General features: G+C 59.6%; 17 protein-coding genes. 6 read left to right on the top strand and 11 right to left on the bottom strand.

The window, feature by feature from the left end; translation table 11 throughout:
- The first annotated feature begins 717 nt into the window (after window positions 1–717).
- Window positions 718–1740: an IS110 family transposase gene (locus K0H48_RS01530; RefSeq protein ID WP_219266144.1), complete on the top strand. Its 1023-nt coding sequence runs from the start codon at window positions 718–720 to the stop codon at window positions 1738–1740.
- A 396-nt stretch (window positions 1741–2136) separates the two neighbouring features.
- Here K0H48_RS01530 and K0H48_RS01525 read toward each other — a convergent pair whose 3' ends face one another.
- Window positions 2137–3375, bottom strand: coding sequence for an acyl-CoA dehydrogenase family protein (locus K0H48_RS01525; RefSeq protein WP_219266143.1), 1239 nt, complete (start codon window positions 3373–3375; stop codon window positions 2137–2139).
- A 266-nt stretch (window positions 3376–3641) separates the two neighbouring features.
- On the opposite strand from K0H48_RS01525, the gene sfnG reads away from it, so the two are divergent.
- A complete protein-coding gene (gene sfnG, locus K0H48_RS01520) occupies window positions 3642–4727 on the top strand; it encodes a dimethylsulfone monooxygenase SfnG (RefSeq protein ID WP_219266142.1) in 1086 nt (361 codons plus the stop codon).
- Here the strand turns inward: sfnG and K0H48_RS01515 are convergent.
- Window positions 4711–5811 carry a GNAT family N-acetyltransferase/peptidase C39 family protein gene (locus K0H48_RS01515; protein WP_219266141.1) on the bottom strand — a complete coding sequence of 367 codons (1101 nt, stop codon included), beginning with the start codon at window positions 5809–5811 and terminating at the stop codon, window positions 4711–4713. The two genes, sfnG and K0H48_RS01515, sit on opposite strands and share 17 nt — an antisense overlap.
- Window positions 5812–5905: 94 nt before the next feature.
- Between K0H48_RS01515 and K0H48_RS01510 the strand changes: the two genes are divergently transcribed.
- Both K0H48_RS01510 and K0H48_RS01505 read left to right on the top strand, forming a co-directional pair.
- A complete protein-coding gene (locus tag K0H48_RS01510) occupies window positions 5906–7492 on the top strand; it encodes a RimK family protein (protein WP_257626807.1) in 1587 nt (528 codons plus the stop codon).
- A gap of 6 nt (window positions 7493–7498) precedes the next feature.
- Entirely contained in the window at window positions 7499–8437 is a 939-nt protein-coding gene (locus K0H48_RS01505; protein WP_219266140.1) for a magnesium transporter CorA family protein, read from the top strand.
- 255 nt (window positions 8438–8692) lie between these two features.
- On the opposite strand, the gene map is transcribed toward K0H48_RS01505, so the two are convergent.
- Window positions 8693–9442 carry a type I methionyl aminopeptidase gene (map, locus tag K0H48_RS01500; RefSeq protein WP_219266132.1) on the bottom strand — a complete coding sequence of 250 codons (750 nt, stop codon included), beginning with the start codon at window positions 9440–9442 and terminating at the stop codon, window positions 8693–8695.
- Window positions 9442–9642 (bottom strand): ParD-like family protein, encoded by a 201-nt coding sequence (locus tag K0H48_RS01495; RefSeq protein ID WP_017135045.1) that lies wholly within the window; start codon window positions 9640–9642, stop codon window positions 9442–9444. Before K0H48_RS01495 ends, map begins: the two co-directional genes overlap by 1 nt.
- Window positions 9643–9917: 275 nt before the next feature.
- Between K0H48_RS01495 and ilvA the strand changes: the two genes are divergently transcribed.
- Window positions 9918–10940, top strand: coding sequence for a threonine ammonia-lyase, biosynthetic (ilvA, locus tag K0H48_RS01490; protein WP_219266130.1), 1023 nt, complete (start codon window positions 9918–9920; stop codon window positions 10938–10940).
- A 225-nt stretch (window positions 10941–11165) separates the two neighbouring features.
- On the top strand, window positions 11166–11432 hold the full coding sequence (locus tag K0H48_RS01485; RefSeq protein ID WP_219266128.1) for a DUF1652 domain-containing protein: 267 nt from the start codon (window positions 11166–11168) through the stop codon (window positions 11430–11432).
- A gap of 74 nt (window positions 11433–11506) precedes the next feature.
- Here the strand turns inward: K0H48_RS01485 and K0H48_RS01480 are convergent, their stop codons facing one another.
- The 7 genes from K0H48_RS01480 to K0H48_RS01450 form a co-directional block, all read right to left on the bottom strand.
- Entirely contained in the window at window positions 11507–11767 is a 261-nt protein-coding gene (locus K0H48_RS01480; RefSeq protein WP_138817474.1) for a DUF2790 domain-containing protein, read from the bottom strand.
- A 100-nt stretch (window positions 11768–11867) separates the two neighbouring features.
- Complete coding sequence (locus K0H48_RS01475) at window positions 11868–12806, bottom strand: carbohydrate kinase (RefSeq protein ID WP_219266126.1); 939 nt, start codon at window positions 12804–12806, stop codon at window positions 11868–11870.
- 12 nt (window positions 12807–12818) lie between these two features.
- A complete protein-coding gene (gene xylB / locus K0H48_RS01470; RefSeq protein WP_219266117.1) occupies window positions 12819–14300 on the bottom strand; it encodes a xylulokinase in 1482 nt (493 codons plus the stop codon).
- 169 nt (window positions 14301–14469) lie between these two features.
- Window positions 14470–15951, bottom strand: coding sequence for a mannitol dehydrogenase family protein (locus tag K0H48_RS01465; protein ID WP_219266115.1), 1482 nt, complete (start codon window positions 15949–15951; stop codon window positions 14470–14472).
- A gap of 16 nt (window positions 15952–15967) precedes the next feature.
- The gene (locus K0H48_RS01460) at window positions 15968–17071 is read right to left on the bottom strand and encodes an ABC transporter ATP-binding protein (RefSeq protein ID WP_219266113.1); all 1104 of its coding nucleotides are present in this window, start codon (window positions 17069–17071) and stop codon (window positions 15968–15970) included.
- Window positions 17072–17093: 22 nt separating this feature from the next.
- A complete protein-coding gene (locus tag K0H48_RS01455) occupies window positions 17094–17924 on the bottom strand; it encodes a carbohydrate ABC transporter permease (RefSeq protein WP_078742104.1) in 831 nt (276 codons plus the stop codon).
- 10 nt (window positions 17925–17934) lie between these two features.
- Window positions 17935–18825 (bottom strand): carbohydrate ABC transporter permease, encoded by an 891-nt coding sequence (locus tag K0H48_RS01450; RefSeq protein ID WP_056859283.1) that lies wholly within the window; start codon window positions 18823–18825, stop codon window positions 17935–17937.
- Window positions 18826–18836: the final 11 nt, after the last annotated feature.

The following is an 18836-nucleotide window of genomic DNA, read 5'->3' as shown; positions in this document are numbered from 1 at the left end:
ATCCCTGCCGGTTTACCCCCCAAATCACTGTCAGATTCCGGCCATCGTGTTTGACGGGGCGCTCTCAGATCAAGATCAAAAGCGCAGATCAAAAGACCGCTGACTTCGCCAGCGAAAAGGATGTAAGGACCAGAGCAACAGCAACAGCAACAGCAGAGCCATACTCAGTCAAAGGTGGGAGCTGGCTTGTCGAATCGTCGCACCGCTGCGATAGCATCAACTCGGTGTGCCTGACACACCGAGGTGCCTGCATCGCAGGCAAGCCAGCTCCCACAGAAAAGCAGCTCTTCAGTGCATGCGAATCCGCAGCCGATCTCATATTCAAAACTGCATGCGGTCCACTGTGGGAGCGGGCTTGCTCGCGAATGCGGTGCATCAGTGACAGATGAATTGACTGACGCACCGCATTCGCGAGCAAGCCCGCTCCCACATTTAGATCGCTTTGCATCAGCTAGATAGGCTTTTGCCTTGCACTTGACCTGGCTTTTGATTCAACCACTCAGGTCGGCTTTCAGGCCGCCGTGCTGTAGATTTTGATCTTGATCTGCTTTTGATCTCAGACGCCCCGTCAACCACGATGGCCGGAGTGAGGGCACACCGAGCCCAAGCGAGGTGCCGAGTGGTGGGGCACAGACCTAATGAGATGGTCAGCCCGGCACGGGAGCCCCGGTAAATCTAGACTTACCGGGGTTCCCACTTTCGCTAAGGAGACCGCTCATGAACAACTTGGCATTACTTGGTCTTGATATTGGAAAATGCACCTTTCACCTCATAGGGCACGACTTACGCGGCCATGAGGTGCTGCGCAAGCAGTTCAATCGAAATCGACTGCTTCAGTTCCTGGCAAAACTTGAGCCCTGCACGATAGTAATGGAGTCCTGCGGGGGCTCACATTGGCTCGCCAGGAAACTTATTTCCTTCGGCCACCAGGTGAGACTTATAGCTCCTCAGCATGTGAAACCGTACGTCACCGGTAATAAAAATGACTACATAGATGCCGAGGCAATTTGCGAGGCGGCGTCCCGTCCCAAGGCACGCTACGTTGCGATCAAGACGGTGGAACAGCAGGTGCTCTCGACCCAGCACCGCCTCCGAGAGGCATTGGTGCGCCAAAGAACTCAAACCATCAATCGTATCCACGGATTCCTGCTTGAGTTTGGAATTGCGCTACCGCCGACCAAAGCCGCCATGAACCAAATTCATCAAATACTGGATGACCCCGCCGCTGAGTTGCCTCAACAGTTGAAGCAATTTATTGAGCATCTACTGGAAGAAATTAACCGGATTACGTTGGAAATTAAGTCCATCGACTACAGCATCAAGGATCAAGTGGCTGCTGATGACGCGGGAACACGCCTAATGAGCATCCCCGGCATCGGCCCCATCATCGCTAGCGCGCTGCTGGCCGACGTCGGGGACGCTTCCAATTTTCGTTCGGCCCGAGACTTCGCCGCGTCCTTGGGGCTGGTACCCAGACAGTATTCAACGGGCGGTCAAACCGTTTTGCTGAACATCAGCAAGCGTGGCGACAAATATCTTCGAAAGCTTCTGGTTCAAGGCTCTCGAGCAGTTATGGTACGCATCGATAAGCGAACGGATGCACTGGGCACCTGGGTGAGAGACCTGCTCACACGAAAGCATCCCAACAAAGTTGCCTGTGCCTTGGCCAACAAACTCGCGAGAATTGTATGGGCGGTGTTGGCTCGCGGGGCTAGTTATAACGCACAACTCACGGCTTGATCGAAACGAACACCACCGGCTTTTGCGACGACAACGATGATGGCGATAAACAGCTCAGTGCCTGACTGAAAACCTGATAACCAAAACAGTCTTCGAGATTGGAGCTCTTTTCAAGGACAGACAGGCGGCGAATATTCATCAAGAGGCTGGGCAGCTACGCTGCCCAATATGAGCCCGGATACATTAACGCAAGCATGCTCTACCGCTCATCGTCCGTGGTTGCAGGAGATGGGCTGACCATACATTTGGTTACTTTTGGCTGGGCCGGCATTCCGGGCGTTTGCCAAAAGTGACCCGCCGTCAGGGCGGAACCCTAAGCCGCCATCACCACAACAACGGATATGTCCACCAACAAACCACCATCACAGACAACCCAACTCCCACATGCTGTCCGCGTCAGACTTTCCCAGGCCCATTACCGATCTGCCACACAAACGGCGGCTCGGTTTCATTGATCACCCAATCCCCGACAATCCGCGCCTTGTAGATCACCGGGTTATGCGACGACACAGTCCGCGCATTGCGCCAATGGCGATCCAGCGCTTTACCCTGGCGCACATCCGACGCCCCCAGTGCATTGAACAGCTCACTGGTAGCCCGCTGAATCAACTCCGACACCACCACCTGCGCCGTTGCCGATTCAATCTCGGCGGCCACGTTCGCTTCACGCTCCGCCACGGCATCCCCGGCAAATCTTGCCAAGTAGGCCCGTTGTGCCGGCGCCGCAGCTTTCAACGCACTGGCCTCGGCGGCATACACCAGCGCGGCCACTTCGCCCACCACCTGCTGAACCTGCGCATCCTGGCTAACATGCGCGGCATTGCCATGGCTGTAGATGCGTTTACGGTTGCGCACCTGCTGCGCCACGTCGTTGAGCGCGGCATGGCCAATACCGGCCAGGCTCGCCAGCAGCACCAGTTGGTAAAACGCGGTCTGGTATTTGAAGCGGGTGGTGAAGTCGATCACGTTGTCGGCCTCAACCACCGCATCGGTAAACCGCGTAGTCCCGCTGCCTGTGGTGCGCTGGCCAAAGCCGTCCCAGTCATCACGTTGCACCACACCGGGCTGGCGCGTGCGAGTGGCGGCGATCACGTCGGCGCCGGTGTCGCTGCGCTGGGCGTACACGTCGATCCAGTCGGAGAAAATGCTCCCGGTGCTGTAGAACTTTTCGCCGTTGAGCTTCCAGTTATCGCCATCCGGGCTGACTTGAGTGACCACATCACCGATAGCCACAGTGCCGATTTCAGTCCAGGCGCAGCCGACGATATCGCCGTCGACAAAGCGCTTGAACCACAGGTCGCGCCCCGCGCTGGGTGGCGCGTTCAGGCGATCCTCGGCAAAGGCGAAGTGCCCGCGCAGCGCCTGGGGCACATTGGAGTCGGCCGCCGCCAGTTCGATCAGCAGCTCAAACAGCTGCGGCAGGGACGCACCGCCACCGCCGTACTCCACCGGCACACGCACGGCGCCGAACCCTGCGTGTTTGAGCCACTCGATGGGCTCATAGGGCAGGGCGCGCGCCTGCTCACGTGCCACGGCGCCTTCGGCGATGCGTTGGAAAATCGGCCGAAAGCGTGCGGCCAAGGTGGCGTAATCGACGCCGATGGACAGCGGGTTGATGACGTGTTGTTCGGTCATGGGGTACGGCTCCTGGGCAGTGATCAATGCTGAGTCGATTGCACAGTCCGTGCCGGGCGGCGCAGCCCGTATTTGTTGGGAGTGGATCCAAACTACTGTTGGCCCAGCAACAGTAAATCGACAAATCAAGGCCCTGCGCGACATTCGCCTGCCTGGCAAAAACCACTGCGATATGCACCACAACGCCCGTGGAATGGCGCTTTGATGATGTCTGGCACGCTTGCTGCTCCAGCCTGGTTACATCCCTTCGTGCGAGGTACTGCCAGATGAGTCAGCAAGCCGTGAAATTTGCCTATTGGGTGCCCAACGTCAGCGGTGGGCTGGTGGTCAGCAAGATCGAACAACGCACTCACTGGGGCATCGACTACAACCGTAAGCTCGCGCAGTTGGCCGAGGCTGCCGGCTTTGAATATGGCCTGACGCAAATTCGTTTCACCGCCGGCTACGGCGCCGATAACCAGCATGAGTCGGTGGCTTTCAGCCATGCGTTGCTGGCGGCGACCACCACGCTCAAGGTGATCGCGGCGATCCTGCCCGGCCCGTGGCAACCGGCGCTGGCAGCCAAGCAACTGGCAACCATCGACCAGCTCACCAATGGGCGTATCGCGGTGAACATTGTCAGCGGCTGGTTCAAGGGCGAATTCCAGGCCATCGGTGAGCCCTGGCTGGAACACGACGAACGTTATCGCCGCTCCGAGGAATTTATCCGTGCTCTCAAAGGCATCTGGAGCCAGGACGATTTCACCTTCAAGGGTGATTTCTACCGCTTCAACAACTACAGCTTGAAACCCAAGCCGCTCGGCCAGCCGGAAGTGTTCCAGGGCGGCAGCTCACGGGCGGCGCGGGATATGGCGGCACGCGTGTCCGACTGGTACTTCACCAACGGCAACACGCCCGAAGGTATCAAGGCCCAGGTTGACGACATCCGCATCAAGGCCGCGGCCAATAATCACTCGGTGAAAGTCGGTGTGAACGCCTTTGTGATCGCCCGTGATACCGAAGAAGAAGCCCGCGCCGTACTCGCCGAAATCATTGACAAGGCTGACCCGGAAGCGGTGAATGCGTTTGGCGATGCGGCCAAACAGGCGGGCAAGGCCTCACCGGAAGGTGAGGGCAACTGGGCCAAGTCCAGCTTTGAAGACCTGGTGCAGTACAACGACGGCTTCAAGACCAACCTGATTGGCACGCCGCAGCAGATCGCCGAGCGCATCGTTGCGCTCAAGGCCGTGGGCGTGGACCTGATACTGGCCGGCTTCCTGCATTTTCAGGAAGAGGTCGAATACTTCGGCCAGCGCGTCCTGCCGCTGGTGCGCGAGCTGGAAGCCAAGGCCGCGGTCAAGCAGGTGGCATAAACAGCACAACCGCAGCGCGCAGTTTGTTATTGCCAAAACGGCACATGCGCTCGAACTCCCCATGGCTGACCGGCAGATGCTGGCAGTCCAGGGGCTGGCGATGCTGGCTGTGGTCCACATCGGGGTCATGCAGGTAGACGAACTCCTCGTCGCAGTCGGTAACCATCACCCAGTGCGGCGACTTGGAACGGGTGAGGCGGTAGCTGCTGATCAGCACCAGCGGCTGCCCGCCGGCCTGCAATACCTGGGGTAAATCCAGCGGGCCGCCCAGCGACTGCTCGACGTCGCTGCCGGCCAATTCCTCTTCAAACGCCTCGTGTACCAGGCGCATCACGTCCTTTTTGTGCTGGTCGCGTACGCCATCGAGAAACAACGGCCCGCGCACGTTCACCTGCATACGCACCCGAAAACCTCGGCGCCAGGCCGCCAATGCCAAACCTTGCGGGCTGCAGCCGCCGTGGCCTGCGGTCATGAACACGGTGGTGGCCTCGCGCCAGATCTGCAGTTCTTCGCGCCGCCCGGCCACGCGCCCCGGCAGCAACGCGCCCATGGCCATCAGCAGGCACGCGGCGCCGCAAGTGAAGTCGGTGGTCTGCTGGTAGTACGGCACGCTCTGCGGGCGTGCGACCTGATGCTGGAGGATGCGTTTTTCCAGGCGCAGGGCCGGGCTGTGGTCTTCGTAATAGTCATTGATGAGGGCAAAACGGCGGTAGCCGTTACGCTCGTACAGCGCCAGGGCGCCGGGGTTGTCGGTGCGCACCTCCAGGCGCAGGTAGGCGCAATCGTGCTCCAGGGCGCAGGCCTCGATGCGCGTGAGCAATTGCTTGCCCAAGCCCATGCCGCGCGCGTGCTCGGCGATGGCGATGGAGTACAGCCGCGCCAGCGAAGTGCCGCGATGGAACAGCACCAAGGCATAACCGAGCAACTGCCGGTTATTTTCCGCCACCAGCAACTGGCCATGGGCGCGGCTGATCATCCACTGGAAACTGCGCGGCGAGAGCCGGTCGGTGGTGAAACAGTGCTGTTCCAGCGCGACCAATTCGGGCACATCAGCGGGGGTTGCAACGCGAAAGAAAAGAGCCATATAACCGCCGTAAAAGTTGCGTAACGAAACGGGACTTCTCTAAAAGATCGTGCTTAATAGAAAAGGTCGAGTTCTCTAAAGCGGATCAAATATTATGTCAGCGGTACAAGGTCATTGGCGTGAAGTATCCGAGCAAAACGTTGCGGCGACAATAACTTCCAACGGTTATTTTTCGGTCGCAAGCAAAGGCTCAAGCCAAGTGGTGATCATTGTCGAACGCAAGGAAGATTGGGCCTCCTACTTCCCCAGCGAAGACATCGTGACCGCCCAGGAATACCTTGAGCAAACCCGTGAAAGCGAGACGGGCAAGCGTGTGCAGGTGATCAACCTGTGCCGCAGCTACAAGTACCTGGGGCACGGCTACTACTGCTCATTGCTGGCCGAAGCGCGCGGGCACAAGGTGATTCCGTCGGTACGCACCATCAGTGAACTGACTAAAAAGTCGCTGTATGGCTTGTCGTTGGATGACCTGGATAAAACCCTCGATAAAGCCTTGAGTCATCACCTTTACAGCAATACCGAAGGCTTTACCCTGACACTTTATTTTGGTCGAACCAATATAGAGCCACTGCAAGAGTTGGCCCGCCAGTTATTTGAAACTTTCCCATGCCCGATCTTGTTAGTTGAGTTTCGCAAACACAATGGCTGGCATATCGACGGGGTCAAGTCCGGCGTGTTGCACAAGTTGCGCGATGACCAGGAAGACCAGTTCGCCCACGCCCTCGACAACTTCAGCCGCAAGATCTGGCGCCAACCGCGCTCACGCCGCTTGGCGCGTTATGACCTGGCGATTCTTCACGACCCGCAGGAGCAACTGCCACCGTCCAATGCCCGCGCCCTGGAGAACTTCGTGCGGGTCGGCAAAGGGCTGGGCATCGATGTGGAGCTGATCGAGCGCAAGGATTATTCGCGCCTGGCCGAGTACGACGCCTTGTTGATCCGTGAGACCACCAGTGTCGATAACCACACCTACCGTTTTGCCAAAAAAGCCGAAAGCGAAGGCCTGGTGGTGATGGACGACCCGGCGTCGATCCTGCGTTGCACCAACAAGGTTTACCTCACCGACCTGCTCAACAGCCATCAACTGGGCATGCCCGCCACCGAGATTCTCTACAAGGAGCGACCGGAAGATTTCGAACGGGTCGGCGAGCGCCTGGGCTTCCCGCTGGTGTTGAAGATCCCCGACGGTTGCTTCTCGCGCGGCGTGATCAAGGTGGAAAGCCAGGAAGCCCTGCTCAAAGCTACCGCCGAATTGTTCGAGCATTCGGTGCTGCTGCTGGCCCAGGAGTTTTTCTACACCGAATACGACTGGCGCATTGGCGTGCTCAACCGCAAGCCGATCTTCGCCTGCCAGTACTTCATGTCCAAGGGCCATTGGCAGATTTATAACCACAAGGCCATCGGCCAGGACATCAACGGCGAATGCCGCACCCTGGCGGTCCACGAAGCGCCCAAGGCGGTGGTGGAACTGGCGGTGAAAACCGCCAACCTGATCGGCGACGGCCTTTATGGCGTCGACCTCAAGCAGTCCGGCGATAAAGTGGTGGTGATCGAGGTGAACGACAACCCCAACATGGACGCCGGTATCGAAGATGCCTATTTGCAAGACGACCTGTATGCACTGGTGCTGGAGGAGTTCGTGCGGCGGCTGGAGTTGAAACGCCAGGGCCAGGGCTGGTGACGCGCGATGATCCAGCGCTTTGAACTGGCCGATGGAAAATTGTGCAAAGCGGACAAGGACGACGCTGCAATCATGCTGTTCAACAACCCGGACGCGGCCGAACGCGAGTGGCTGCGCGAGCAGCACAAGCTCGATGAGCATGCCCTGGCCTCGGCGCTCGACCCGGATGAAGTCTCACGCATCGAGTTTCACCCCGATAATCTGTTCCTGATCTGGAAACGCCCGGAGAACTATTCGGGCGGCGGCAGCCTGATGTTCGAAGTGGCCTCCTGCGGGCTGTTGTTTTCGCCCGGCCGCTTGCTGGTGATTGCCACGGATGACACCCCGTTGTCCGGGCTCGGCGCGCGCCGGCCGTTGCATACGCCGCTGGACGTGCTGCTTGATCTGCTGCTTAACAATATTCACCACTACTTGGGCCATCTCAAGGTGATCAAGCTGGTCGCACGGGAGTTACAGCAACAGTTCAACGCGTCGATGAGCAACCAGCACTTGATGCAGATGTTCAACCTCAGCGAGAGTTTGATCTATTACATCAACGCGCTGCACAGCAATGGCGCGGTGTTATCGCGGTTGCGCAACCACGCGGAAAAGGAGCATTTCAGCGCCGAGGTGTTGGGGTTGATCGATGACCTGATCATCGAGAACCACCAGTGCTACAAGCAGGCGGAAATCTATTCCAACGTGTTTTCCGGGCTGATCGATGCACGCGGCAACCTGATGAACAACAGCATGAACAACCTGTTGCGCAAGCTGACGTTGATCAACGTGGTGTTTCTGCCGCTCAACCTGATCGCCAGCGTGGGCGGCATGTCGGAGTTCAGCATGATGACGGCGGGCACGCCGTGGTGGGTGTCTTACCCGCTGTTGATGGTGGCGATGGGGGTTGGCGCGGGGTTGATGGTGTTCGGGCTCAAGCGCATCGCAGGCGGCGCCAGTCGCGCGTGAACACATTGCAGCTTGTGGGAACTGACAGGTAAGGTGGCCAAATTCCTTTGTGGCGAGCGGGCTTGCCCCGCGTTGGGCTGCGAAGCAGCCCCAGTAAAGGCACAGGGATTTTTCCTGAAAGACCTTAGCGCCTGGTTTGGGGTTGCTGCGCAACCCAGCGCGGGCAAGCCCGCTCGCCACAACAGCGCTCCTGTGCAAGCTGTGTGTCAGTGACACACAGTCGATGCTATCGCAGGCACGCCAGCTCCCACAGGTTTACGGTTGCAGCGTCAGCACTTCAAACCCGTCCGCCGTCACCGCCACGGTATGTTCCCACTGCGCCGACAGGCTGTTGTCCTTGGTCACCACTGTCCAGCCATCCTTGAGATCGCGCACCTTGGCGCTGCCCTGGTTGAGCATCGGCTCAATGGTAAACACCATGCCTTCGCGCAGTTCCAGGCCGGTGCCGGGGCGGCCGAAGTGCAGCACTTGGGGTTCCTCGTGCATCTGCCGGCCGATGCCGTGGCCGCAATACTCACGCACTACGCTGTAGCCGTTGGCCTGCGCATGGCTCTGGATCGCATGGCCGATATCGCCCAGACGGGCGCCGGGGCGAACCTGGCGAATGCCGGCCCACATGGCTTCGAAGGTCTGTTCCACCAGGCGCCGGGCCTTGGGCGCCACGCTGCCGATCATGTACATTTTGCTGGAGTCAGCAATAAAACCGCCTTTCTCCAGGGTGATGTCGATGTTGATGATGTCGCCGTCTTTCAACACCCCCTTGGCGCTCGGCATGCCATGGCACACCACTTCGTTGATCGAGGTGTTGATACAAAAGGGGTAGTCGTACTGCCCAAGGCTCGCCGGGCGGGCCTTGAGGTCGTTGCGAATAAAGGCCTCGACGGCGCTGTCCAGCTCCAGGGTCGAACGCCCGGCGGCGACAAAACCGTCGAGCATGCTGAATACCTGAGCCAGCAGGCGCCCGGATTCGCGCATCACCGCCAGTTGTGCAGGTGTCTTGATCATCAGCCGCGCCCTCGAATCAGGTCGGGTTTATCCAGCAACAGCTTGTTGATCAGCTCGTTGTAGGGCAGGTGCGGGTTGAGTTCGGCCAGCAGGCCGATCTTGATCCAGAACTCGGCCTGGGCGTTGATGGAGCGGTCCATGGCGGCGCTGGCCAGGCGAAGCTGTTCGTGCAGTTGGTCGGTGATCTTGACGATGCCCATGGGGTTCACTGTGTTAGGTGGATATACAAATCGTATACGTTTCGTATATCGCTCGTAAACCCCAACCGGCTAAATGGCGACAGGCCATTGACTTGCCCGGTAACCGCCGGTTAATTTCGTTACATGACCTTTCAAACCTTGCACCGCCAGCCGAGCATTATTATTACCGCCATTCCTCATTTGGCGGGATAGCACACGGCTGCACCCAAACCCGCCCTAGAGGCGGGTTTTGTTTTTCCGACTCCTGGGCAGCACATAAACACCAGGAGATGCCCATGAGTACCCACAGCGCCGCGCAAACTGCCAATACCGGGCTGCTTGAGCATTACGTGAAAAAGATCCTCGCTGCCCCGGTTTACGACGTGGCGGTGCGCACGCCCTTGCAGACGGCGCCTGCGTTATCGGCGTTACTGGGCAACCAGGTGCTGCTCAAGCGGGAAGATTTGCAGCCGACGTTTTCCTTCAAGATCCGTGGCGCCTATAACAAGCTGGTGCAACTGACGCCTGAGCAGAAAGCCCGAGGCGTGGTGACGGCATCGGCCGGTAATCATGCGCAGGGCGTGGCGTTGGCAGCGCGGGAATTGGGGATCAAGGCCCGTATCGTCATGCCGTGCAGCACGCCTGAACTGAAGGTATTGGGTGTGCGTTCCCGGGGTGCCGAGGCGGTGTTGCAGGGCGAAAGCTTTCCGTTTGCCCTGGCCCATGCGCTGCAATTGGCCCAGACGTCGGGTTGCACCTTTGTGTCGCCGTTCGATGACCCCGATGTGATCGCAGGCCAAGGCACAGTGGCCATGGAAATACTGCGCCAGCAGCAAGGCCCGCTGCACGCGATCTTCGTACCCGTGGGCGGTGGCGGCCTGATCGCCGGGATTGCCGCCTATGTCAAATACCTGCGGCCCGAGGTGCGCATTGTCGGGGTCGAACCCGAGGGCTCGAGTTGCCTGCTGGCGGCCTTGCGCGCCAGTGAAAGAGTGGTGTTACCCTGTGTCGATGGGTTTGCCGATGGCACCGCGGTGGCGCAGATCGGCGCCTATGGATTTGAGGTCTGCCGCGATTGGGTCGATGAAGTGATCACCGTCAGCAATGACCAACTGTGCAGCGCCATCAAGCTGATCTACGACGATACGCGCTCCATCACCGAGCCTTCCGGCGCACTGGCGGTGGCGGGTATTTGCAAGTATGTCAGCGAAAATGGCGCGCGTGGGCAGACCTTGGTGGCGGTGAATTCCGGGGCCAATATCAACTTTGATAGTTTGCGACATGTTGCTGAAAGGGTTGCGGCGCAAAGTACAATTTAGTGCATAAACGTTTAATCGGCGTGGTTTCGACGATGATGCTAGCAATGCAAACCGGCTTATATAACGGGTCATTGTGCTTATGAGGAAAAGTTACAACAAGAACGGATTTTGCCGAGTAGGCTTATTGACTGTAAGCGTCTGCCAAGGTCGGTAAGACGCGGCGGGCCTGCGCCTGCCGAGCACACAAAAAATCTGTTGGCAGTCTCAAAAAAGGAGAGGTTGGCCATGCTTTCGGAACTGGAACTACGCAGTATTATTGAAGGAAGTTTCCTGCCCAAGCGGTGCGAATGCACCAAAGCCGAAGACGCTTCGTTAACGATCAAGGTCTATGACGACCGCGACCGTGACCGGGTAGATTTGGAAGTCAAAGGTATAAACGCCGAAAAACTCGACAGCAGTCGAGCCATTTGCAACCTGATCAGCGGGTTGCGCGAAGACCTCAAGCACACCCATGCGCCTGCTCAGCAAAGAGTAGCGGGGCGCGGCTATTAGTCAGCCAAGTGTTTTGAGGTTGAGCCACCGATGACCTGTGGGCCTGGTAATCGCCAGGCCCAGTACGGTGTGCATCAATTCTGAAAGTCACAGGCTTCGGACATTTTTCGATAGCCCACGTCTTCGATTTTCCCGGCTTTATCGACGAACTTGATATCGGCGTTGATCACCTTGCACGTGTCGGTGTCTTCCTCGTGCATGGCGATCACTTTGTCGATATTCAAGGGCGTGCCGTATTGATAAGGCACGGGCTTGGCGGCGGTGTCGGCTTGAGCCATGCCCGACACTGCGGCAAGGGCCAAAGTGCCGGTGAATAACAAGGTACGCAGTTTCATGATGGTGCTCCGCAAGTAAGTTCAATTTCACTCTCGGCTTGCGGGATTAACCATCGATTAATTTTGCCTTGGCTGACAAAACCTTCATGAAACCCAGGCTTCAGCCCAATTGCTGGCGATACGGCAGATCCGGCCCGGTCTTGCTGCAGGTCAGCGCGGCGGCGCGGATGGCGAAGCCAAGCATGCTGTCGATCTGCGCGCGTGTCAGCTGCTGCACGCCTTCCACCGAATCCAGCTGCTGCTCGGTCAGCCAGGCAATCAACGCGGCCTGGAAGGTGTCGCCGGCGCCCACTGTATCGGCCATCACCACCTTGACCGCAGGTTGCGACCAGCTGCCGTGCTGACGGCTGAAGACGGTTGCGCCATCGCCGCCACGGGTGAGGAATACCAATTGGCAACGGTGCTGCAACCAGCCTTGCAGCACGCTCTCGGGCGACTGATCGGGGTAGAGCAGGTGCAGGTCTTCATCGCTGACCTTGATCAAGTCCGCATGCGTGACCAGCTCGGCCACGCGTTCACGCCACAGCTGGATATCCGGCTGCGGGTTGAGCCGCACATTGGGGTCCAGGCTGATCAGGCGCTTGCCGCTTTCGCGCTTGACCAGGCTTAGCAATGTGTCGCCAATCGGCTGCACCACCAGCGAAAACGAGCCGAGATGCACGCCGCGAATCTCATCGCCCAAGGTCGGCAGGTGCTCAATCGCCAGTTGCCGATCGGCGCAGCCTTCACCGCGAAAGCTGTACTGCGGTGAGCCATTGGCGCCCACGGCAACCATCGCCAGGGTCGTCGGTGCGGCGAACTCAACCAGAAACTGCTGGCTGACGCCTTCGTCCTTGAGCACTTGCAGCAAGCGCTGGCCAAGGAAATCGTTGGACACGCCGCCAAACAACCCAGACTCAATGCCCAGGCGGCGCAAACCCACGGCCACGTTGAACGGCGAACCACCGGCAATGGCCTTGTAATTGACCTTGGAGGCCTGCCCGCTGGCATCCTCCTCGCTGAAAAAATCGAACAGCGCTTCGCCACACACCAGATACATAGTCGTTCGCTCTTAAAGGGTTGCCACGAGCTGCTGATAGCGCTCGTAAGCCTGTTGATAGGCACTGACACTGGCCGCCACCGGCAGCGTGCGGCTGCTCGGGTCGATACTTACGCAGGTGTCGCACAGGCCGGCCAAGGGTTCACCGGACTGGCTCCAGGCCGCCTGAATCGCCGCGCCCAGGGCGGCGGCTTCGCTTTGTTCGGTACACACCACTTCGGTGTTCATGATATCGGCGACCATCTGCCGCCACACCGGGCTTTTCGAGCCGCCGCCGATCAGGCGGATACTGTGGCTTTGCAGGCCGGTCTGGCGCAGCAGGTCCAGGCCGTAGCGCAGGCCGAACGTGGTGCCCTCGACCACCGCGCGGCACAGGTTGGCGCGGGTCAGGTTGGTCATGGTCAACCCGTGGAGGCTGCCGGTGGCGTGGGGCAGGGCGGGCACGCGTTCGCCGTTGAGGAACGGCAGCATGCTCACGCCGTCGGCGCCAATCGGCGCTTGCTCAACCAGACTGTTGAAGGTCGCAAGGTCAAGCTCGAACAGCTCGCGAATCACCCCGGTGGCGTTGGTCAGGTTCATGGTGCAGATCAATGGCAACCAACCGCCGCTGGATGAGCAGAAGGTCGCGACCGATGCTTGCGGACTCACATTCGGCTGGTCGGCGAAGGCATACACGGTGCCCGAGGAACCCAGGCTCATGGTGATCACGCCGGGCGCGATATTGCCGGTGCCGATGGCGCCCATCATGTTGTCGCCGCCGCCGCTGGACACCTTGGCATTCGGGTTGATGCCTAAGCGTTCGGCGATGGCCGGCAGGATGGTGCCAACCGTTTGATCTGCAGTAATCAACGCGGGCAGGGCTTTTTCCAGGCGCCCGCTCGGGTCGATGTGTTTCAGTAGCTCTACGTCCCACTCGCGGCTGCGCACGTTGAAGTAGCCGGTGCCCGACGCATCGCCGTATTCCGCCACGGCGCGGCCGGTGAGCCAGTAGTTGAGGTAGTCGTGGGGCAGCAGGATGTGGGCGATGCGCGCGAACACGTCCGGGTGTTGTTCGCGGGTCCACAGCAGTTTCGACACGGTGTAACCTGGCGCAATCGCCACGCCGAGGCGTTCCAGCGAGCCGCTTTCGCCGCCCAGATAGGCCAGCAGGCGCTCGTTCTCCGGCGCGGTTTCGGTGTCGCACCAGAGTTTGGCCGGGCGCAGCACTTCGCCGTGTTCGTCCAGTAGCACCAGGCCGTGCTGCTGGCCGGAGACGCCGATGCCGAGAATGTCCTGGCCGTCCACGCCGGCCTGTTGCAGGGCACGGTGAGTGGCTTCGGTAAAGGCATCCAGCCATTCCTGGGTGTGCTGTTCGCGGCGGCCATTGGCGCCGCTGATCAACGTATGCGCGGCGGCGCCCAGGCCCAGGACCTTGCCGCTGGAGGCGTCGAGGACGATGGCTTTGGTGCCTTGGGTGCCGCAATCGATGCCGAGGTAGAGGTTTTGCTGGGTCATGATGGAGTGCTCAGCAGTATTATTCTTGGATTGTTAACCCGCTCAAATGTGGGAGCTGGTCTGTGTGGGAGCTGGCTTGCCTGCGATGCCAGCACCTCGGTCTATCAGTCAAACCCAGGTGATGCTATCGCAGGCAAGCCAGCTCCCACACAAGCCAGCTCCCACAGGTTTAATCGAGTTTTTTCAGCAGTTGCTGCAGTGTTGCGGTGACGCCGTTGTCGCGCAAGCTGACAAAGCACCGCTCAAACGCTGCCACAAACTCAGGCGAGTTGGGAATAGCCTTGCCAAAAATCTCTTCCACGCCCAGCAGGCGCTGGCTGATCAGCGCATCGTCACCCACCAGCCCCTGGCAGAACTCGGCACGCGGATCGGGGATCTTGTATGTCACGCCGTTTTCATCGACACCCTTGAGGTACAACGCCCAGGCTGCGACAACCAACGCCGCACGCTCAGTCTCACGCCCGTCGGCAATCAAACGATTGATGGTCGGTACGGTGAACTTGGGAAACTTTGACGAACCATCGGAACAGACACGCTCCAACTGGTCGGCAATCGCCTGGTTGGAGAAGCGATCGACCAGCGTCTGCTTGTACTGCGTCAAATCAATGCCCGGCACTGGCGCCAGGTTCGGTGTGACGTCGAGGTCCATGTAAGCGCGCATGTAGGCCACAAACACCGGGTCGTTCATGGTCTCGTGTACAAACCGGTAACCCTTGAGAAACCCCAGGTAGGTCAGGGCCAGGTGGCTGCCATTGAGCAGGCCGATCTTCATCTCTTCATAAGGCGTGACGTCATCGGTGAACTGCACACCGACGGTTTCCCACGCCGGTCGGCCGTTAACGAATTTGTCTTCCAGCACCCATTGTACAAACGGCTCGCACACCACCGGCCAGGCGTCGTCGATGCCGTGTTCGTCGTGCAGTTGCAGGCGGTGGGCGGTGCTGGTCATGGGCGTGATGCGGTCGACCATCGCATTCGGGAAGCTCACGTTGGCCTTGATCCAGTCATGCAACTCGGCGTTGTGCAAAGCGGCAAATGCCAGCAGGGCCTTACGCGTGACGGCGCCGTTGTGCGGCAGGTTATCGCAGGACATCACGGTAAAAGCCGGGATGCCGGCGGCGCGGCGCTGGGTCAGTGCGGCGCAGATAAACCCGAACACGGTTTTCGGTGCATGGGGATGCGCCAGGTCGTGCTGGATCTGCGGCAGGTGCGCCATGAACTCGCCGTTACTGTCATCGATGCAGTAGCCGCCTTCGGTGATGGTCAGCGAAACGATGCGAATTTCCGGGCTGGCCAGCTTGTCGATCAGCGCCTGGGCGCCGTCTTCGGCCAGCAGCATGTCGCTGATCGCGCCGATCACGCGCACTTCGGTGTCGTCGGTGTCACCCAGTTCATACAGGGTGAACAGGTAATCCTGGCCGGCCAGGTCGTCGCGGGCCTTGCGGTCTTCGCTGCGCAGGCCGACGCCGCAGATGCTCCAGTCCAGGCCAACGCCGGTGTTCATCAGCGCATCGGTGTAATACGCCTGATGCGCGCGGTGGAAACCGCCGACGCCGATATGCGCAATGCCCTGGGAGGTGCTGGCAATGGCGTAGGCCGGAATCTTTACTTGCGGCGCCAACTGGGTGAGGTTCTGTTTATTCAGTTTCATCACAACTCTCGCAAAATCAGGCGGCAGCGCGCAGTGGACGAGCCACGGCCACGCCATCGGTGTCGAACAGATGGCAGTGCGCCGGGTCCAGGTGTAACTGCAGGGTTTCGCCGTATTGGCTGGCCATGTCGCCACGAATCCGCAGGGTCAACGGCTCGCCGCTGGCGGTGATGACGTGGCAGAAGGTGTCGCTGCCCAGGCGCTCGCCGACGTCGGCGGTGACGGTCAGGGTGGTTTGCCCAGGCGAGGCAATTTCCAGGTGTTCCGGGCGAATGCCCAGGGTCACCGCGCTGCCCACGCTCAAGCTGGCGCCGCTCATTGGCAGGCTGATCAGCATGCCGGCGTCCAGTTGCACCTCGCAGCTTTGACCCTCCACACGGGTCACCTTGCCCTTGAGGAAGCCCATTTTCGGCGTACCGAGAAAGCCCGCCACAAACAGGTTGGCCGGCTGGTGGTACAACTCCAGCGGCGAGCCGACCTGCTCAACGCGGCCACTGTTGAGGACCACCACCTTGTCGGCCAGGGTCATGGCCTCAACCTGGTCGTGGGTCACGTAGATCATGGTGGCTTGCAGTTCTTTATGCAGGCGCGACAGTTCCAGGCGCATCTGCACACGCAGGGCGGCGTCGAGGTTGGACAGCGGTTCGTCGAACAGGAAAATCTTCGGGTTACGCACGATTGCACGGCCGATCGCCACGCGCTGACGCTGGCCACCGGAAAGTTGCTTGGGCTTGCGCTCCAGCAACGGGCCGAGTTCGAGAATGCGCGCCGCTTCGCTGACTTTGCTTTCCACCAGCTTCTTGTCGACGCCGGCGAGGTCGAGGGCAAACGACATGTTCTTGCGCACGCTCATGTGCGGGTACAGCGCGTAAGTCTGGAACACCATGGCCAAATCGCGCTTGGCCGGGGTGACTTCGGTGATATCGCGGCCATCGAGCTCGATGGTGCCTTCGGTGACTTCTTCAAGGCCGGCGATCAAACGCAGCAGGGTGGATTTACCGCAGCCCGACGGGCCGACGAACACCACGAACTCCTTGTCGTTCACTTCCAGGTCAATGCCCTTGATGATCGAGAAACCTTCGAAGCCTTTTTGCAAATTCTTGATTTTCAGGTTGGCCATGATGGGCCTCCGCTTGGAATTATTATTTAACTGCGCCGAAGGACAGGCCACGCACCAGCTGTTTCTGGCTGATCCAGCCAAAGATCAGGATCGGCGCACAGGCAAGGGTGGAGACGGCGGACAATTTGGCCCAGAACAAGCCTTCGGGGCTGGAGTAAGAGGCGATCAGCGCGGTCAGCGGTGCGGCATTCGAGGAGGTCAGGTTCAGCGACCAGAACGCCTCGTTCCAGCACAGGATCAACGACAGCAGCACAGTGGAGGCCAGGCCGCCCTTGGCAATGGGCAGCAGCACGCGGACCATTTCCTGCCACAGGGTAGCGCCGTCCAGGCGCGCGGCTTCGAGGATGTCCTTGGGGATGTCCTTGAAGTAGGTGTACACCATCCACACCACAATCGGCAGGTTGATCAGGGTGTAGATGATGATCAGCGCAATGCGCGTATCCAGCAGGCCCATGCTTTTGGCCAGCAGATAGATCGGCATCAGCACGCCCACCGGCGGCAGCATTTTGGTGGACAGCATCCACAGCAAAGTGCCCTTGGTGCGTTTGGTTTCGTAAAACGCCATGGAGTAGGCGGCCGGCACCGAGATCAGTAGGCACAGGGCAGTGGCGCTGAACGAAATCACCACCGAGTTCCAGGCGTAGGCGAAGTAGTTGCTGCGCTCGTTGATGTGCAGGTAGTTCTCCAGCGTCGGCGTGAAGATGAACTGCGGCGGCGTGGCGAACGCGTCGATTTCGGTCTTGAAGCTGGTCAGCACCATCCAGAAGATCGGGAAGAAAATCAGGATCGCGATGGCCCAGGCCAACGTGCCGAGCAGCAGGCTTTGCAGGCGGCGGGATTGTTGAAGCGTCATGGCGCGGCCCTCAAGGCTTGTCAGTCAGGTTTTTGCCGATCATCCGCACCAGGATGATCGCCGCGATATTGGCGATGACCACGGCAATCAAGCCGCCGGCCGAGGCCATGCCCACGTCGAACTGCACCAGCGCCTGGTTGTAGATCAGGTAGGCGAGGTTGGTCGAGGCGTAGCCGGGGCCACCGTTGGTGGTGGTGAAGATTTCGGCGAATACCGAGAGCAAAAAGATCGTTTCGATCATCACCACCACGGCAATCGGGCGCGCCAGGTGCGGCAGGGTCAGGTGCCAGAAGATCGCGATAGCGCCGGCACCGTCCAGGCGTGCGGCTTCTTTTTGTTCCTGGTCGAGGGACTGCATGGCGGTCATCAGCAGCAAGATGGCGAAGGGCAGCCACTGCCACGACACAATGATGATGATCGACAGCAACGGGTAGTGCGCCAGCCAGTCCACCGGCTCGGCGCCGAACAGCTTCCACACGGCGGCGAGAATCCCCGACACCGGGTGGAAAATCAGGTTCTTCCAGATCAGCGCACCGACGGTGGGCATGATGAAGAACGGCGAAATCAGCATCACCCGCACGATGCCGCGACCAAAAAACTCACTGGCCTCCAGCAAAGCACTGATCAACACGCCAAACACCACGCTGATCAGCAGCACGCTGCCCACCAGTAACAGGGTGTTGGTGGCGCCGGGCAGGAAGCCCGAGTCGGTGATGAAGTAGGTGAAGTTCTCCAGCCCCACGAATTGGTTTTCGCCAGGGTAGAGCAGGTTGTAGCGGATCAGCGAAAAGTACAGGGTCATGCCCAGCGGCACGATCATCCACAGCAGCAGCATGGCCACCGAGGGGCTGACAAGGAACCAGCCGGGGTTGGCCAGGCGGTTTTTGGGTGTTGTATTCATGGTGATCAAGA

This window comes from Pseudomonas sp. Xaverov 259 (genome assembly GCF_019352915.1).
Classification (GTDB): Bacteria; Pseudomonadota; Gammaproteobacteria; order Pseudomonadales; family Pseudomonadaceae; genus Aquipseudomonas.
Note: the sequence above shows the minus strand (reverse complement) of the source record. Positions and strands in the feature narration are given on the sequence as shown.

What these genes read in the sequence shown, in the direction of transcription:
- xylB (WP_219266117.1), bottom strand. Translation starts at nt 14,300, where the DNA reads ATGACCCAGCAAAACCTCTACCTCGGCATCGATTGCGGCACCCAAGGC.
- K0H48_RS01495 (WP_017135045.1), bottom strand. Translation starts at nt 9,642, where the DNA reads ATGGGCATCGTCAAGATCACCGACCAACTGCACGAACAGCTTCGCCTG.
- K0H48_RS01455 (WP_078742104.1), bottom strand. Translation starts at nt 17,924, where the DNA reads ATGACGCTTCAACAATCCCGCCGCCTGCAAAGCCTGCTGCTCGGCACG.
- ilvA (WP_219266130.1), top strand. Translation starts at nt 9,918, where the DNA reads ATGAGTACCCACAGCGCCGCGCAAACTGCCAATACCGGGCTGCTTGAG.
- K0H48_RS01485 (WP_219266128.1), top strand. Translation starts at nt 11,166, where the DNA reads ATGCTTTCGGAACTGGAACTACGCAGTATTATTGAAGGAAGTTTCCTG.
- K0H48_RS01460 (WP_219266113.1), bottom strand. Translation starts at nt 17,071, where the DNA reads ATGGCCAACCTGAAAATCAAGAATTTGCAAAAAGGCTTCGAAGGTTTC.
- K0H48_RS01515 (WP_219266141.1), bottom strand. Translation starts at nt 5,811, where the DNA reads ATGGCTCTTTTCTTTCGCGTTGCAACCCCCGCTGATGTGCCCGAATTG.
- K0H48_RS01480 (WP_138817474.1), bottom strand. Translation starts at nt 11,767, where the DNA reads ATGAAACTGCGTACCTTGTTATTCACCGGCACTTTGGCCCTTGCCGCA.
- K0H48_RS01525 (WP_219266143.1), bottom strand. Translation starts at nt 3,375, where the DNA reads ATGACCGAACAACACGTCATCAACCCGCTGTCCATCGGCGTCGATTAC.
- K0H48_RS01510 (WP_257626807.1), top strand. Translation starts at nt 5,906, where the DNA reads ATGTCAGCGGTACAAGGTCATTGGCGTGAAGTATCCGAGCAAAACGTT.
- K0H48_RS01465 (WP_219266115.1), bottom strand. Translation starts at nt 15,951, where the DNA reads ATGAAACTGAATAAACAGAACCTCACCCAGTTGGCGCCGCAAGTAAAG.
- K0H48_RS01450 (WP_056859283.1), bottom strand. Translation starts at nt 18,825, where the DNA reads ATGAATACAACACCCAAAAACCGCCTGGCCAACCCCGGCTGGTTCCTT.
- K0H48_RS01475 (WP_219266126.1), bottom strand. Translation starts at nt 12,806, where the DNA reads ATGTATCTGGTGTGTGGCGAAGCGCTGTTCGATTTTTTCAGCGAGGAG.
- K0H48_RS01530 (WP_219266144.1), top strand. Translation starts at nt 718, where the DNA reads ATGAACAACTTGGCATTACTTGGTCTTGATATTGGAAAATGCACCTTT.
- K0H48_RS01505 (WP_219266140.1), top strand. Translation starts at nt 7,499, where the DNA reads ATGATCCAGCGCTTTGAACTGGCCGATGGAAAATTGTGCAAAGCGGAC.
- map (WP_219266132.1), bottom strand. Translation starts at nt 9,442, where the DNA reads ATGATCAAGACACCTGCACAACTGGCGGTGATGCGCGAATCCGGGCGC.
- sfnG (WP_219266142.1), top strand. Translation starts at nt 3,642, where the DNA reads ATGAGTCAGCAAGCCGTGAAATTTGCCTATTGGGTGCCCAACGTCAGC.